Raw genomic sequence first — 15,672 nt, forward strand, 5'->3', positions numbered from 1 at the left:
GCAACAGGAGTTATGCTAGAATTGTTCCGTGTACTTTTTGAAATTGTCCATAATCGCTTGCCAGCCTGCTTGCTGGAACTCTACCGGATGCGTACTCTCTGCGTCAAACGTTTCAACGACCTTCGTTTCGTCGCCTTGATCCGTGAAGGTGATCTCGACCCTTCTCCCATCTGCCATCGTATATGAGATCCATTCATGCGGCTTGACTTCGTCATATACTCCAGCAAAATCAAACCCCATGCTGCCATCCTTCGCTTCCATTCGGGTCATAAACTTGCCGCCAGCCCGCAAATCATTCTCTGCCCTCGGCGCATGCCAATCCTCGGAAGCTTGATTCCACTTCGTAATATGTTCCGGCCCCGTCCAACAGCTCCATACCTTTTCAATAGGCGCTTGAACAACTGTCTGAACAGTTACTTTCGTCGGATTATTTGTTTCCATTTTGAAAGACACCTCACTTTTGTTTTTTGTTTCTCAATGATATAGACGTCATTCGAATTCAAAATTCATCGGTGAATTTGCTCCGGCAGCCCAAATCGGGAAAATAATTTGGCGTTAATAAAATTTTGGACATGGAGTATTTTCCGGTCTCTGACTTCAATCACGTGAATTCCCCAAGGGGTGAGCACGGATGATGCTTCAAGGCTCGGCACATACTGCGCAAAAGCAGGGTAACCGCCGTTTACCGTAACCGGCATAAAGCGGGAGCCCTCGCAATGCCAGCGAGTCAATGAGAAAAACTTGAACAAATCGTCCTTCCCTCGCACCCACATTGCAAAAGGCGGCATGGACAAGCAGCCCTCCTCATGAAATAATGCGACCAGCGCATCGATATCAAATTGTTCAAAGGCATCCACATACCGTGACAGCAGCTCACGATCAGGTTCATTATCCATCCGGTTGAGCTCGTCGGAACGGAGCCGGGTCCGGCTCATCGTCTCCCTGGCTCTTTGCAAAGCGCTATTCACGGCCGCCGGCGACATCCCCAAGGTTTCTGCGATCTGTTTGGAGGACCAGTCGAAAACATCCTTTAATATAAGAACGGCACGTTGACGCGGCGGCAAGGTTTGCAAAAGTGCGATGAAGCAGATCTGCAGGGTATCTTTGCGAATAAGCACATCTTCGGGATTCTCTCCAAATTCAGGAGCAAGCCATATCCATGAGGAGTCGGGCAGCGTTTCGCGGGGTTCGATGATGGTGATCGCCGGATCGGACAGATCAACGGGCAGGGTACGGCGTTTGGCTTGTCTCAGTTTGTCCAGGCACAAATTGGAGGCAATTCGATAAATCCATGTTTTGTAGGACGACTCCTGCCTGAATGAATCCCAGCTTTGCCAAACACGGATGTAGGTTTCCTGGACTGCATCGTCTGCGTCCTCGATGGAGCCCAACATTCGGTAGCAATACGATGTTAGCCCCGGCTTCAAGCTCTCTAGTAATTGCAGGTCCAACGCCGTCTCGGTCATATTAGACCCTCCTTTTGGCGGGGAAATAGTGTGCATTTTGTCATAGTTTAACACAGGAAGGTTCGGTGATCATCCTTCATTTAGAGATGGATTCATTCCGCGGCTACACAAAAAAGCGGATACCTTAAGTATCCGCCGCGCAACAAGTTGTTCGAATGGCTGCTTGAATCAAGGATAGCTGATTACCGGAAGTAGTTACTCGTAACGCAAGGACTCAACCGGTTCCCACTTCGCAGCTTGATAGGCAGGAAGCAGGCCAAAGAATATGCCGATGCTCATGGAGAAGAGAACGCCGAGGAGGATCACCTGCCACGAGACAACCGGGGGCATATTACTGATCATCGCAACGGTATATGCGCCGCTTAATCCAAGCCCCACGCCAATCATTCCGCCAATGGTCGTAAGCGCAGCAGATTCGGTGAGAAATTGCGCCAACACCATGCCTCGGGTCGCCCCTAGCGCTTTGCGGATGCCGATCTCCCTTGTCCGTTCTGTAACGGAGACTAGCATAATATTCATCACCCCGATCCCTCCGATAAATAGAGAAATAGCGGCAATTCCGCCGATGATGGCCGTCATGATTGTTGTAATGGAAGAAAGCGCCTCTTTGATCTGCTCCATATTTAATACGTAATACTCGCCAGGCAGCCCTGTACTGGCCGCCTTCTGCGTAAAATAATCCAAGGCTTTCTGGCCGGTCTCTTCCAACAGAGACAGGTCCGAGACTTGGATAATCAAAGATTGATAGTCTCCGTTACCGAACAATGAAGGCCATACGGTCTGCGGAACGAGGAGACTTTCTTTACTTAACTCCGCCAGCCCGCTTTGTTTAGACGCGAACATACCGATAATAAAGAATGGAATTCCCTCTATTTCAATGATTTCGCCGACGGGATTTTTCTCCTGCTCGAAAGAGCGCGCTGCTTCTTCGCTGATTAATGCCGCTTTCAGGCCACCCCGCAATTCGTTGTCGGTCATAGTTCTCCCAGCGACGATCTCGATGGATTGAAGCTCCTCGAAGCGTTCCGAGACGCCGATGATCTGCATCTGCTTGATGGTATCCCCTGCCGTGACTGAGGACATCGCGGAGCTAGTTGGAGTGACCTTGACGATGGATTCGATTCGCTCAAGGTCGAAGACATCTGCTTCGGTGAACGGGGATATTGTAGCTGAGGCGGAGGCGGCAGCGCCGACGACGGCATCCGTGTTCATATGCATAATTTCCAATGTGTTATTCTTGCTGCCTGCAAACTGCTTCTTTAATGCGGCATCTCCACTTTGACCAAGGGATACGATCGTAATAACTGAACCGACACCAATCATAATGCCAAGCATGGTGAGTAGAGAGCGAAGCTTGTGAGCCAGCAGGGAGGAATAAGCCATTTTGATACATTCCCAGACCATCAGCGTAACCCCCGATCTTCGACCAATGCTCCGTCTCTAATGACCAAGATGCGATCTGCACATTCCGCGATGGCCAGTTCGTGTGTCACGACGATAACCGATGTCCCGACATCGTTCATGACCCGAAACAAATCCATAATTTGTTCTCCAGTCTTGGTATCCAACGCCCCCGTCGGTTCGTCTGCTAACACCAGGTACGGTTCCGTAACCATCGCCCTAGCGATGGCAATTCGTTGCTTCTGGCCGCCGGATAATTGGTTAGGATAATGGTCCTTCCGTTCGGTCAGTCCGACGGCTTCCAGCGCTTTGGTTACTCTGCGCGTCCGCGAAGAAGCAGAATCGCCTCTGTAGATAAGCGGGAGCTCGATATTCTGGAACGCCGTAAGCCGGGGAAGCAAGTGAAACTGCTGGAAAACAAATCCGATATGCGCGTTCCGGAGCTTCGCGCGCTGCTTATCGGTATACTGTTGAACATCAATCTGGTTTAACTTATAAGTTCCCGATGTCGGTTTATCCAATAACCCCATCAAATGCAGCAATGTTGATTTTCCTGAACCTGACATTCCCATGATCGCTACGAATTCGCCTTTGCCAATCGAAAAGCTGATATCCTTGAGAACATGGAAGTGTCGCTCGTCGACATGGTAAATTTTGCTGACGTTGTGGAAATTAATCATGAATCTCAACTTCCTCTTCTTCGTCCCAATGATTGGAGGGCTCGCGAAGGATACGATCACCTTCAAGTACGCCGTCGACGATTTCGATATGCTCTCCATTAACATTTCCTGTTGTTATCTCTCGCAATCTTATGCTATCACCTTCCAGTACGTAGACATGAGTCCTGTCTTCTTTCCGGACGATTGCGGAGCTTGGAATTGAAACAGGCTGTTGCAGTCCGGTGTCCTCAATCCCAATATACACATGGTACCCGGGTAGCAAAGAGGAATTCGGCTCCTCCAATGTTACGATAAAGGGGTAATTGGAGATGGTCCCTGATTCGCCGCTCTCCGGCTTGTTTGGGATGCTTCCGATATGCTGCAGCTTTCCATTCCATTTGTGATCCGGCAGAGCCTTCGACTTGATCCATACGGATTGGCCGGGACGAACGCGAACGGAATCGAATTCGTTAATCGTACCGCGTATGACGTAACTATCTGAGGTGATATGTACGACTGGGGGAGCGTCGGATGAGCGTGGGTGACCGTTCACAGCCCTAACGGTGCCGTCAATCGAACTTTTTACGACCAGTGACGACTCCTTCGCATCCAGTTCTTCCAGATCCATCTCTAACTTCATCAGTTCGACCTCTGAGAGTTCCACCTGCAATTGCAGGTCCTGAAGCTGACCAGAGTTATAGCTTTTTGCTTCGTCAGGCCCTTTCGCTATAACTTCCTCCTTGAACTGTGCTTCCAATTCAGAAATCTGACGACGGTTCACCTCGGTTTGCAGATGTAGTCGTCTCTTCTCTAGCTCGATCTGTTTCTTTTGTTTCGCAATTGATTCGCTGTTATATTCGAATAGGGGGGTACCGATCTTAACGGACTGTCCTTCCGAGACAAGGATGTTCTGGATTTCCCCCAACGTCTTGTCAACGTAAATTAGCTCCTCCTCCTCATATTCAAAAACGCCTGAAAACAACGTCGTCTCTGAGAGGGATTGGCTGGAAACGGTAAAAATGTTATTATTGGAAATAATCGTTTTATGCGGAGCTTCCCGGGTTATGATTAAGTAAGTATTGATAAGCAAAAAAAGTATGATTGCCGATGTGAAGATCCATTTCATTTTCATTCGATTCACCATAGATTATCGAGGCAGAAGGAATATGACTGCCGTATTCAGAACGAATACAAAAGCCCAGATGGCAAAGGAGGCTAGGAATCCCTTCTTGATGGAACATGCTGTGGCCACAGAGATACCTAATCCGATTAATGCATAGCTCCATATTTCGAAAATATTCACATTCGCAGCCAATCGAATAAGCGTGCCGTCTGTCGTGAATTGCGATACAAGGAGGCCAAGGCTGCCGATAGAAATTTGCGCTTCCTCGTTCTGGAGCTGGTCCGGGTTAAAGAAGGGAAACTGCAGAATTTTTCCGATGATTTGAGGAACTTGGGATAACAGGATGATTGCGCCGAGCGCCTTTCCTCCGAGCGGCAGCTTCATAAATTTGACCACCGCAAGTTGTAGTAAGTACACGATAAACAGCATAAAAAAATACCATAGCGACGAGAACAAGATAATCAAAAACTTAATCAAATTTAACACGGTCGCTGGCATTTGCACATCATTTTGATTCAGAAGCTCTTGCATTTCGCTAGTCTCCAGTAAGCCTTCGGAAACGAAAAACGTTATCCCGATATGGGCTGTCAACAGAATAAAAATTAGCCATCTGAGCTTCGGAGACTGACCAAGCGCACGAAAGGTATTCGTAGGTGCATAAAGGATCGAAAGGAGATGAGAGAGCTTCGTCTGCCTCTGATTTGTATTCACAACAACCAATTGACCGTTCTCCATTGGAACTTCACCTCCATTTTTATAACTTTGATGTGATCAATCCTTCTACAAGCGCCGCGCAGATGAACAGTGAGCACATCAAAAGGATGCTCTTAAGGTAATACACCCATGGGCGGTGCTTATGAATATAGAAGGTAATCCCTTGAAATCCTACGAATCCGGCAATAATTAATGCCGGGATTTCAAATATGCCGTGCGGGACGATCTTCATAGCTAGTTCGAACGCGGAAACTCCATCCATATAACGGCTGGTCAAGCTTGCCCCAAACCAGAACCCGTTAAGAAACAGGATGATGATCGTCGGGAGTGACAAGGAAAACAAGCCAGAAATCAACAAAGCGCTTGTAAACAGATTCTGGAACAATATAGGAAGCACGCTATTGTCCAGATGATCGATTTGCCGGGAGACCACAGAGGAAGGCTCGATCTCGTGAGACATTCCACTTACGAAAGCCCATCCGGCGAAATAGGAAAATAGAAGCCAGCCTGCCGAAGCCAAAAGAAACCACCGATTGCGGTGAAGGTAATTTCGCATATATTTCCATCCCTTGATTTAGGTGAATGGGATAAGGGTGGCACCCCTTATCCCATAGATGAAAGCTAACGTATTTACCAGGCGATAGCTGCCTTGGTACCGTTCTTCTTGACGAACTCTTTTACAACTAGAATGAGACCTGCGCTAAGGCCTGCGCTTGCAAAAATGGATGCAAGGGCAATGACCGTAGAACCAGCATTGACCGCGTTGACGATGACCGTAGCCCAGGCTGTGGAAATGCCCGTGTATGCAGTCAAATCAGCAATGATAAGCTCCAGCATAATTTATCACCTCCTTTCCAGCAGCCCTTGTTTCGTACAAGGGCTCGCTTCACTTTTTGAAGCCGATTAAGACAAGCATCATGCCAAGACTTACCGTAACAACAGCCGTTAAAAGCCAGTTCCCAAAGTACAAATGATACAGAAGCGGAGGGGCTCCGAACAAAATAACCATGATGCGCATAAGAGTTTTTGATGACTTCATATTCACCTAGTTCCTTTTTGCGCAGTCTCGCTCGATTGCAGCTGGGACAAGAAGTACGATTCGATCGAATCGTTGTCCCGTAAAATCTCAGGCAGCGTTCGCCGGTCCACAATATGTCCTTCGTTTATAAAAATCGCCCCATCGCAGAACGACTTTACGATATCCAATTGATGCGTAGAGAGAAGAATCGAGTTCCCGCCCTTTACGTATTCGCGTAATATTTCCCGAATAAGGATAGAGTTCACAGGATCCAAGCCCGAGATATACTCGTCTAGCAGCAGGAGTGGAGAACGCCGCAGCATTGCGCATAGCAATGCGAGTTTCTTGCGGTTTCCTAACGAGTAGTGGAGTATCTGCTTATTGTACTCCGATTGAAATCGGAAACGTTCGATCTCGTCCTCCACCTTCTTGGCAGGAACATCCACCGCGAACAAGTCCATGAAGAAACGGATGTACTCCTTGCCGGTTAATTCATCGTATAATAACGGGTTGTCAGGAATGAACGTCATCATTTGCTTCGCGATTTTTCTTTGTTCGGTTAAGGAAACGCCCCTAACGAGGACCTCCCCGGAGGTTGGCTTTACAAGACCCGCAGCAATCTTCAACGTTGTGGTCTTGCCTGCTCCATTCGGACCTAAGAAACCGATAATCGACCCGGGGAGGATATCGAAGCTAACATCGGAAAGGATAATCTTCTCCTCCGCCTGTTTGGAAATCTTGGATAAGGATAAAATCGTTGCTATGAAAATCACCGCCTACTTCAAATGAAGATCGTTGATGTCAATCCAACGGTGCAATCTGGCCTTCATCAAACGCAAACCAATTGCCGCAACTCCAAACATAAGACCGGGAATTACGATGTATTGCAGGCTGACGAACAAGGAGAACTCAATATAGTCCGCCATGTATAGGATTAACGGCAACAGCGCCACAGGGAGAATGACCCCGAGTACGATATAGTGCGTGATCCCCCTGATAACTTCCTTTTCGGGATAATCTTGAATTTGTTCCGGGTTCAAATAGTCAAATCTCGGATGGATTACACTAGGAATATGGCAGATTAACGTAAAGCAACGAACATAGATGGCCTGGACCGGCAGGAGCAGCAGGAGTAGTATCGAGAACTTCCCAGATAGCAAAATAACCACCAACTGTCCCAATGCAAAGATGGGCCAAGCAAGCAGCTTGTGAATGCTCCACTGCTGCTGCAATTCATTCCAGAGCGTTCTCTCTGCCATGAGGTCAAGGATGATTCGTTCGCCGCTTGCTTCTAGTGAAATCTTGCCTGATAGAGAGCTATATAACTCGAACGACAAGAAGTACATAATCATGAACGACATAAAGCTCAAGACAGCGTATTCAATCTTGTCAACATTGACTCTGCTCAACATTCCGGAGAATATGCCGATCAGGATCCAGAATCCTATGCCGCCGAATAGAGCCTGGAGATTTCTAAGAGTATAACTGCTACGGCAAAGTACTTTGATTCGCGCGGATAACAATCCTGCGTCCTTCGCCGGTACAATCGAATGCAACTTTCCATATAAGGTTTCCAATATTTTGTTGAGCGCAACTTGCCGATTTCGGCGTGAGAAAGCGTTTAGTCTTGTCCCAATGATAGCGCCGCCGAATACAATCGCCCAAAGAATCAGCCAACCGGATGCTTGGAGCATAAACAGATCGGCCAATGCAACATAAGGCCACCAACCTTCCAGCAGAAAGTGCAAAACATGCTGAACTTCCTCCATGAACAGTTTCGAACCTTCCCGCTGCCATGTCTCCAAAGCTTGCACATCCAGTTCTCTCTGAGTGAGAGGGAAGGTATTCACCCATGGAGCCGCGATTCTTCCCGCTATGGTGCAGAACGCCACGATAACCGTTCGGGCGATGACTGCCCCGGCCATCGTTCCAACGAGTGCAGCCCGGCTTCGGTCTCTTGTCTTAAGAATTCCGGAATATAACGCTGCAATTCCCTGAGTGAGAATTGTAAAGACCAGAAACGACAAGACAAGAATCCATATGGCATGGAGAGGTGGAATGCGCGTTGTCCATTGAATGGCGGCTAATACCGGAAGCAAAAATGAAATCCACTGTTTGGCATCCCAAAGAATATGCTCAAGGCGAAGGAGTAAATGTTTGATCTGCTCTGAGAACCACACATTCTGCAATAAGAAGTCATCTTGCGAATTGAGTTCCCACTTTGCCGATTTAATCCCGCTCAAAGTGGATACCGCGATCATCAGGAAACTAACTATCGCCCATATCAAATGCAGATGATCGATGCCGCCTTCATTCGGGTTCATATATTTGCTTGTCAGGAATGCGGTTCCCCAAAAGTAGGCAACCATTTTAATGAGTTCCCATAGGAGCATCAGGAAGAATAACCGTGCTCTGCTTCCCCACTCGTTCCTCCAACGAATATACAATCTCCATTTGAGCCATCGAGTTAAATATGGAATGTGTCACCAACCCCTTACCTTGTGGCCCCAGGCAGCGTTTGCATATAAATATATCTTAATATGGAATATTATTACATAGGATGAATGTACCAAATTCCGGCAGTATATCCATATAATCTCACCTCCCTCTTCGTTCTGGGGTAGGAGATTGCCTCCCTCATTTTGGATAACAAAAAGCCCTCATCCCTAAGAGACGAGAGCCGCTCACATGGTACCACCCCATTTTAGCGAATGCCTCAAGACATTCACCTCTTTTAGGTATAACGTTGTATAACCCTATCTATCCAGAGAAGTTGGCGCACTCAAGTTTAATCTTTGTTTAATTTTATGTGCTGATTTTCCTGACTTGTTGAATCTCGTTCCACTTCTCCTTCAAAGCCTTTAAATCTTCTACGAATCAAATCCAGCGGGGCTGGGGTCCCAGGAGATCGAACCTTTCACCGGAAGACTGTCGATCCCGACCTCTCTGCCTGCCTCGACGCTCGTTGCCTTCGCAATCCAATGATTTATCCCCTGGACTGTAATGATCGTTCCGAGCGAGAACTGAGCCGCCGCGGCGAAGATCATCCCTATGCCCTTCAAGGTATCCTTCGTGCGAGGCACCCATCGCTGCGACATGTGTGTATGTTTCGGCACATCATTATTATCAGTCTATATGGGCGACGGCACTGATTTCGATCAGCTGCTCAGGGAACGCTAACGAGGTCACGCCAATAAGACTGCCAGCAGGCCGATGCTGCCCCATATATTCTTTAAACAGCTGGATGCAGGGCTCAAAATGTTCCTTCACATTGGTCAGATAGATTTCAACATATGCGAGGTTAGACTTCGTGACACCGAACCCTGCCAGTGCGCGATCGAGATTTTCCAGCGTCTGTCTGGTTTGTGCCTCAATATCCCCCGCGCCTACGAACTCGCTCTGCATATCGTGGGAGAACTGCCCGGAAATGTAAATCGTGCCATTGACGGAATAACCTTGGGAAATACCGCTGCCTTCTTCCCATGCAACACCGTGATTATAAGTTCTAGTCATCATTATTTTTATACTCCTTTAGCTCAAAGTACGACTAGTATAAAATGGAAGCAACTAAAAAAGTAGTACGCACTTTATGGATAGATACTATCAGAAAGGAAAGTGTAAACATGGGAATGACGGAATACAGAGGTAAGGTTAAAAATATTCAAGATACTCCGTTCGGTTATACGTTATCCGTCATTGGCGGGAAGTGGAAGATGGTGATTATTTACCTCTTGGCAGAAAATGAACCGGTTCGTTTTAACGATCTGAAGAGACAAATTGGGGCCATTACTTATAAAATACTGAGTTCACAACTCAAAGAATTGGAGGGGGATGGTATGGTCGAACGGAAAGAGTATCCGCAAATTCCTCCAAAAGTCGAGTACCGTCTCACAGAGAAAGCGAAAACACTGCTGCCTATTTTGGAAGGCCTATGTGAGTGGGGAGCAAAAAACCAACACCCTTGATTCTGCCTCTAATCTTTGGTTTAACAGCTCCCCTTATTTCCGAATTTGTATGCGAGCTAGCGGGAGTGATCGATGACGTCGGCAAGGAAGTACAGCTTTTTAAGCCAGGGGACCGCGTCTTGGGGATGAACGTCAAAACCTTTGGTGCTTACGCCGAATACAAGTGTCTTTCCGAAGAGAGCCCTCTTGCGGTTATACCGGACACCCTCACCTTTGAAGAAGCCGTCGCCGTCTGTGACGGAGGCGCCACCGCATTGACATTTCTAAGGGATAAGGCGAAATCTTAACCTTGATTCTTTATTCAGAGGCCCCTCTCAAAACAGCTATAAGTATATGTTAGCATGAAAAACACATCCTGGATTGAGTTATAGCGTTCTCCTAGATAACCTTTTCATAAGTTGAGGGACTAATTGGTTTATCATGTAGAAGAAGAAAGCTTATTCACCAAAAAGAATGTGTTTTCCTGCCTTAGTATAAGGTTTGAACAAGTGCTAAATTATGAAGCTTTTGCTACAACAACAGCTTTTTGAATTAAAGCTTTTGCTTCATTCATAGAAAGACCTTGTTTAGGTTGAAGCAAATTTTCCTCTGCTGCACCAAGAATACCTTTGTCAATCAATTTTGCCATGGATTCAACCGCATAGCTAGAAACGGTTTTACTATCCTCGAAACCTGAAATGATCGTAGCCGCATTTTTATCAGAAGCTTGATTGTTCAGCAATTTAGCAAGGATAGTAGCAGCTTCTTCACGAGTGATATCATGATCGGGATTGAAGTTACCATCGTAGCCTTGAATGAAACCAGCATGAGTAGCTTCAGCGATGGCATCTGCATAAGCAGCGTCCGCAGCAACATCCTTGAATGTGGGTGCTGTAGCTACTTCGTTTAGCTTCAATATATCTACTAGAGCACTAACAAATTCAGCGCGAGAAATGAAATCTGTTGTTACAGGTATATCTGTTTGCTCTGTAGATGAAGCAAGATTCGTGATACGTCCTTCGATTTTAGCCTTAATACTGCCGCCTTTATACGTATCTACAATGTACTGGTAGAATACATCCAAATCGATAGGGCCTGCCAAGGATGATTTAGCATCCACTAGCACTTTATAGTTATCTCCACCTGCTGCCATATAGTTGTTAACTACAGCCGTATATGTTTTTGCAGGATCAATAGCGGTGCCATCTTCAAGACTAAGACTAGTAACACGTTCTGCAACTGGCTTATTGAAATCCGCAGTATATTTCAAGCCGGAGATTTGTAGTGTTTTTGTGTTTGGTGTACCGTCTGCATTTGTTCCCCATTGTTGCTCCAACAAGGTTTGAATTTGCTCACCAGTCAGCTCTAATTTCACTAAAGTATTGCCAAAAGGTTGGATTTTAGCAAGATCAGCAAAGGTCACATTGCCTTGCGGTAGATCCGCACGAATACCGCCGGGATTCATAAATGCAAAGTCGGCAGCGCCCCCGTCATCACCAAAGTCTGCCTGACGCATTGCATCTGCAATGAGGTTCCCTAGAGGAGCTTCGTTATTATAAGCATCTGTACGAGTCACAGAACCATCTGTTGTACCTACCGGCTTCGTTAGCTCAGGATGTTTGTCTAATGATTTTTTAATAATAGCTAAAGATTCAGGGTCTTCTTTTACCCCCTCTTGATAAGTCGTTATAACTGTAGCTGATTTTTCGGTTACATCCCCCGTAGTTGGGTCAATCATCAGCTTGATATCTTCAAATGCCGTACCATAAGAATAAGCCTGAACAATCAATTTTCCATTCACTTCACCGTTAGCATAACCGTGATTATCACCTGCCACGATAACGTCAACAGGGGAATCTGCTGGCAAAGCCTTTGCTAAATCAGCCGCTTCTCCCGTTGTTACACCGTCTTTGGTTGTTGCTGGATCATGTGCCAAGACGATAATCGTCTCTACACCTTGATCTTGTAACTCTTGTGCATATTTATTAACGGCTTCAACTTCTTCTTCTGTGCTTAAGAAACGCACGCCAGCTGTAGCAGATGGAGATACTTTAGCAGGTGTAGCTTTCGTGACTAATCCGATAAATCCAATTTTGACGCCACCCACTTCTTTAATCACATAGGGCTTAATCAGTGTTTTGCCTGTCGAGGTCTCAATGACGTTGGCATTGACATAATCAAATTTTGCACCAGCATGTGTTACTTTGCCTTCTTTTGGATCAAGGCCACCAAAGATTTGTGCTTTTAATGCAGCGATACCCTGGTCGAATTCGTGATTGCCTAAAGAGGCTACATCAAAGCCCATCATATTCATCCACTCCATCGTAGGCTCATCACGATCTAGAGATGAGACCGGGGCAGATGCACCAACAGAGTCCCCATTATGGAAGAGCAGGAAGTGTTCATATTTGGCTTGAGCTTCTTTTAGATAGGTTGCTAGAATTGGTGCTGTTCCTACTTTCTTATCATTAACTATCGATGTCGTATCTAACTGACCGTGCAGATCATTGATTCCGAGCAAGTGTACTTCTACATCTTTGCTTGCAGCAGAGACAGAACCTGTTGCGCCCAATAGCTGGGACAGTAATAGTACTGCAGCCGCCACACGAATACTGCTTTTACCCACATTCTTTGTCCATGACATCCGTTATAAAACCCCTCTCACATTTCTTATCCTGAAATACTTTACCATGATTAAATTCATAAACATCGTAGAATATATCAAATCTATGTTAAAAAAGTTAAAAAATGAATAGAGAAGAAGGCCTATCTATATCCGGCTCTACACCAAAGTCAGTGCCCGCGGTTCCGGTCTGCTCTAATACTTAGCTCTTCTTCAATCCGACTTACGTCAAAACACTCGAACAAAAGCTCTGATTTTAGAAAATTAGACCACGCGATAATAGCCATCGACATTTTATAAAATATGTATCAGGCACCTGATGAATTTTTGCAAATCGGCGGGGTTTTATCGAGTTCTAATTATAATAGATCGGGTTCCGGTGCCGCCTACAACCACCACACCCAAGATAATTTTACGAAATCGTCTCATTCTAACCCCATCTTCTTAGCCAGCTTTTGAGAGGCATCGGAATCCGGAGCTTCGCTGCAGCTGCTGTGAGGCGAAACTTGCCGCTACTTATGATACGGTTCACCATAACTCGTCTACGTGCTGTTTTTAGTGTTTAGCCCCATTACTTTGAATAAAGGAGATAATATCAATATATAATCTTGTCATTTCTTGAGGAGTTTTATCTAAACCATTTTGAATCCATTGTTCTATTAATCCTAAAAAAGCTGACGTAATAAAAGATAAAAAGTAATCCATTGGTACCGTTAAATTGGCAGTGAAGCTTTCATTTTTCTCTAAATTAACACGCACTTTTTCAGTAAAAGCCGCTCTAAATCGAAGGTGAAAACCTGCTCTACCATGATCGCTAAAAAAAATCTTTAATGTCGGCAATTGCATTTTAATAAAGCTGAATAATGTAGATGCTATTTGCTCTTGGTCTTTTTCAAACAATTGAATAGATATATAACGGGATTGCAATTGATCAATATGGTTCCCGAAGTCTGCAAATAACTGCTGCTCAATTTTACCTAGCAAATCAAATTTATCCATATAGTGTGAATAAAATGTCCCTCGATTAATTCCTGCATGTTTTGTAATGTCTCCTATTGTTATTGATTCAAATGACTTCTTCTCTAAAATTTGTATAAATGAATTTTGAATAAGTTGTTTTGTTTTTTTACTTTTTTCAATATAAATACTCACACAAAACACCTCCACACTAAAATTGAACAATATGTACACTTTTGATTATTGCTCTCATTGCTTCAAAATTATAAGATAAACATGTAACCGAGCAACATGTTTAAAATTGAGAAGGAGTGCGATCCATTTGAAATTATTTAAAGAAAAATTAGCATGAACTGCTCCTATTGCTGATATATTAATCATTGCACCGTTTTAGGTAAACTTATTCGCTCAAGGCAATCCACAAATAAAAAATCTACCCGTTGCACAGTAAAAGCACAAAAAAACTAACACAAAGAAGTAACTGATAACAATAGATGAAAACGATCAAACTTGAGACATTCGTTTTTTTTTTAAACATCTGAAATGAAAATTAGGAGGAACCATCGATGATTATTGTAACAAACAGAATCAAAATGAAATTAGATTTTGCTGAAAAAATGGCACCAATGTTCACAAAACCAGGGGATTTGCAAAAAATGGATGGTTTTGTAAAAGTTGAAGTCTCAATTACTAAAAATCTTACAGAATACGATGAGCTTAATGTAAATATGTATTGGAACACGATCGAAGACTTTACTAAATAGAAAAACAGTGATGCTTTTAAAGAAGCACATACAGGCCCAGCTAACGGTGAACAAGATTCACCTATCCTGGAAAGTGCAATCATTATCTCCGAAGTTGTTTCCACTTTACAATAAAATAGAATATGGCTGTTTCTGGATCACACTGGCTAAACAAGGATTCTTGTTTAGCCGTTATTTTTATACAAATTTATCCACCAAATACAATAGAAAAAGGAGGAGCATTATGAGAATTATTGTTTTCGGTGCAACTGGTGGCGTGGGCCAATCTGTCGTGAAGCAAGCGTTGGAAATGGGGTTTGAAGTAACTGCATTTGTACGCACTCCATCAAAGCTAGATTTGGTACATGAGCAGTTAAGTATTATACAGGGCGATGCTTTCAATAAAGAGGAAGTTTTTGCAGCAATTGCAGGGCATGATGCAGTTGTGTCATGTTTAGGCTCAAGTCAAGGGATGAAAAAATCGACAGAGCTTGAGGAGATGACGAAAAACATTGTATCTGGAATGCAGGCACATAATGTGAAACGAATCGTCTACACAGCTTCTGCTGGAATTAACAAAGAAATTCCAGGCATCAGTGGTAAATTAGCAATGAAAATGCTAAAAAATGCTCTGACAGATCATCGCAACGCCGTTAATTATATTGAAGCACACGGATTGAATTTCACAATCGTTAGACCGATGGGATTAACGAATGATGACTTAACAGGTAAGTACAGAGAATCAAAAGTAAGCGTACCAGATAAACCAAGATCGATTTCACGCACTGATGTTGCACACTTTATTGTGAAAGCATTAAACGATAAACAATACGAAAACTCATCTGTCGGTATTGCTAACTAAAGTGATGCTTTGGTGGGAGCATCCCTCACTGACCTTAAAAAAAGAAAGGCTGAATATAAGTTGTTTACTTTAACAATTTTATATTCAGCCTTTTTGGTTAGGTAGTATAGTAAATACCTTATTTCAAACATTTTAGGTGGTCCTTTTATAAACCGCACTTAC

19 protein-coding genes are annotated in these 15,672 nt (G+C 44.6%); 4 read left to right on the forward strand and 15 right to left on the reverse strand.

Annotated features, from left to right (window positions below):
- Nucleotides 1–15 precede the first annotated feature (15 nt).
- The 13 genes from QNH46_RS23870 to QNH46_RS23930 form a co-directional block, all read right to left on the reverse strand.
- A complete protein-coding gene (locus tag QNH46_RS23870; RefSeq protein WP_283926335.1) occupies nucleotides 16–441 on the reverse strand; it encodes an SRPBCC family protein in 426 nt (141 codons plus the stop codon).
- A gap of 65 nt (nucleotides 442–506) precedes the next feature.
- The gene (locus QNH46_RS23875; protein ID WP_283926336.1) at nucleotides 507–1,466 is read right to left on the reverse strand and encodes a sigma-70 family RNA polymerase sigma factor; all 960 of its coding nucleotides are present in this window, start codon (nucleotides 1,464–1,466) and stop codon (nucleotides 507–509) included.
- Between the two features lie 195 nt (nucleotides 1,467–1,661).
- Nucleotides 1,662–2,870, reverse strand: a complete 1,209-nt coding sequence (locus QNH46_RS23880) for an ABC transporter permease (RefSeq protein ID WP_283926337.1) — start codon at nucleotides 2,868–2,870, stop codon at nucleotides 1,662–1,664.
- Complete coding sequence (locus tag QNH46_RS23885; protein ID WP_283926338.1) at nucleotides 2,870–3,547, reverse strand: ABC transporter ATP-binding protein; 678 nt, start codon at nucleotides 3,545–3,547, stop codon at nucleotides 2,870–2,872. Before QNH46_RS23885 ends, QNH46_RS23880 begins: the two co-directional genes overlap by 1 nt.
- Nucleotides 3,540–4,658 carry an efflux RND transporter periplasmic adaptor subunit gene (locus QNH46_RS23890; protein WP_283926339.1) on the reverse strand — a complete coding sequence of 373 codons (1,119 nt, stop codon included), beginning with the start codon at nucleotides 4,656–4,658 and terminating at the stop codon, nucleotides 3,540–3,542. The genes QNH46_RS23885 and QNH46_RS23890 overlap by 8 nt, the downstream gene beginning before the upstream one ends.
- Nucleotides 4,659–4,673: 15 nt before the next feature.
- Complete coding sequence (locus tag QNH46_RS23895) at nucleotides 4,674–5,384, reverse strand: YIP1 family protein (protein WP_283926340.1); 711 nt, start codon at nucleotides 5,382–5,384, stop codon at nucleotides 4,674–4,676.
- Nucleotides 5,385–5,403: 19 nt separating this feature from the next.
- Nucleotides 5,404–5,919 (reverse strand): stage II sporulation protein M, encoded by a 516-nt coding sequence (locus tag QNH46_RS23900; RefSeq protein ID WP_283926341.1) that lies wholly within the window; start codon nucleotides 5,917–5,919, stop codon nucleotides 5,404–5,406.
- Between the two features lie 74 nt (nucleotides 5,920–5,993).
- Nucleotides 5,994–6,200, reverse strand: a complete 207-nt coding sequence (locus QNH46_RS23905; protein ID WP_283926342.1) for an uberolysin/carnocyclin family circular bacteriocin — start codon at nucleotides 6,198–6,200, stop codon at nucleotides 5,994–5,996.
- Between the two features lie 49 nt (nucleotides 6,201–6,249).
- Nucleotides 6,250–6,402, reverse strand: coding sequence for a hypothetical protein (locus QNH46_RS23910; protein ID WP_283926343.1), 153 nt, complete (start codon nucleotides 6,400–6,402; stop codon nucleotides 6,250–6,252).
- Between the two features lie 2 nt (nucleotides 6,403–6,404).
- On the reverse strand, nucleotides 6,405–7,154 hold the full coding sequence (locus QNH46_RS23915; protein WP_283926344.1) for an ABC transporter ATP-binding protein: 750 nt from the start codon (nucleotides 7,152–7,154) through the stop codon (nucleotides 6,405–6,407).
- A gap of 3 nt (nucleotides 7,155–7,157) precedes the next feature.
- Nucleotides 7,158–8,774, reverse strand: a complete 1,617-nt coding sequence (locus QNH46_RS23920) for a hypothetical protein (protein ID WP_283926345.1) — start codon at nucleotides 8,772–8,774, stop codon at nucleotides 7,158–7,160.
- A gap of 477 nt (nucleotides 8,775–9,251) precedes the next feature.
- Complete coding sequence (locus QNH46_RS23925; protein WP_283926346.1) at nucleotides 9,252–9,479, reverse strand: hypothetical protein; 228 nt, start codon at nucleotides 9,477–9,479, stop codon at nucleotides 9,252–9,254.
- Between the two features lie 28 nt (nucleotides 9,480–9,507).
- Nucleotides 9,508–9,897, reverse strand: a complete 390-nt coding sequence (locus QNH46_RS23930) for a RidA family protein (protein WP_430691861.1) — start codon at nucleotides 9,895–9,897, stop codon at nucleotides 9,508–9,510.
- 107 nt (nucleotides 9,898–10,004) lie between these two features.
- Here QNH46_RS23930 and QNH46_RS23935 point away from each other — a divergent pair, with 107 nt between their 5' ends.
- Together QNH46_RS23935 and QNH46_RS23940 are read left to right on the forward strand one after the other, a co-directional pair.
- Nucleotides 10,005–10,346 (forward strand): winged helix-turn-helix transcriptional regulator, encoded by a 342-nt coding sequence (locus QNH46_RS23935; RefSeq protein WP_283926347.1) that lies wholly within the window; start codon nucleotides 10,005–10,007, stop codon nucleotides 10,344–10,346.
- A complete protein-coding gene (locus QNH46_RS23940) occupies nucleotides 10,343–10,633 on the forward strand; it encodes an alcohol dehydrogenase catalytic domain-containing protein (protein WP_283926348.1) in 291 nt (96 codons plus the stop codon). The genes QNH46_RS23935 and QNH46_RS23940 overlap by 4 nt, the downstream gene beginning before the upstream one ends.
- Nucleotides 10,634–10,842: 209 nt before the next feature.
- On the opposite strand, the gene QNH46_RS23945 is transcribed toward QNH46_RS23940, so the two are convergent.
- Nucleotides 10,843–12,969, reverse strand: coding sequence for a bifunctional metallophosphatase/5'-nucleotidase (locus QNH46_RS23945; protein ID WP_283926349.1), 2,127 nt, complete (start codon nucleotides 12,967–12,969; stop codon nucleotides 10,843–10,845).
- A 534-nt stretch (nucleotides 12,970–13,503) separates the two neighbouring features.
- On the reverse strand, nucleotides 13,504–14,100 hold the full coding sequence (locus QNH46_RS23950; RefSeq protein ID WP_283926350.1) for a TetR/AcrR family transcriptional regulator: 597 nt from the start codon (nucleotides 14,098–14,100) through the stop codon (nucleotides 13,504–13,506).
- A gap of 371 nt (nucleotides 14,101–14,471) precedes the next feature.
- Between QNH46_RS23950 and QNH46_RS24480 the strand changes: the two genes are divergently transcribed.
- Nucleotides 14,472–14,669: an antibiotic biosynthesis monooxygenase family protein gene (locus QNH46_RS24480; RefSeq protein WP_347342943.1), complete on the forward strand. Its 198-nt coding sequence runs from the start codon at nucleotides 14,472–14,474 to the stop codon at nucleotides 14,667–14,669.
- Nucleotides 14,670–14,892: 223 nt separating this feature from the next.
- The gene (locus tag QNH46_RS23960; RefSeq protein WP_283926351.1) at nucleotides 14,893–15,510 is read left to right on the forward strand and encodes an NAD(P)-dependent oxidoreductase; all 618 of its coding nucleotides are present in this window, start codon (nucleotides 14,893–14,895) and stop codon (nucleotides 15,508–15,510) included.
- Nucleotides 15,511–15,672 lie beyond the last annotated feature (162 nt).

Source organism: Paenibacillus woosongensis, assembly GCF_030122845.1.
Lineage (GTDB): Bacteria > Bacillota > Bacilli > Paenibacillales > Paenibacillaceae > Fontibacillus > Fontibacillus woosongensis_A.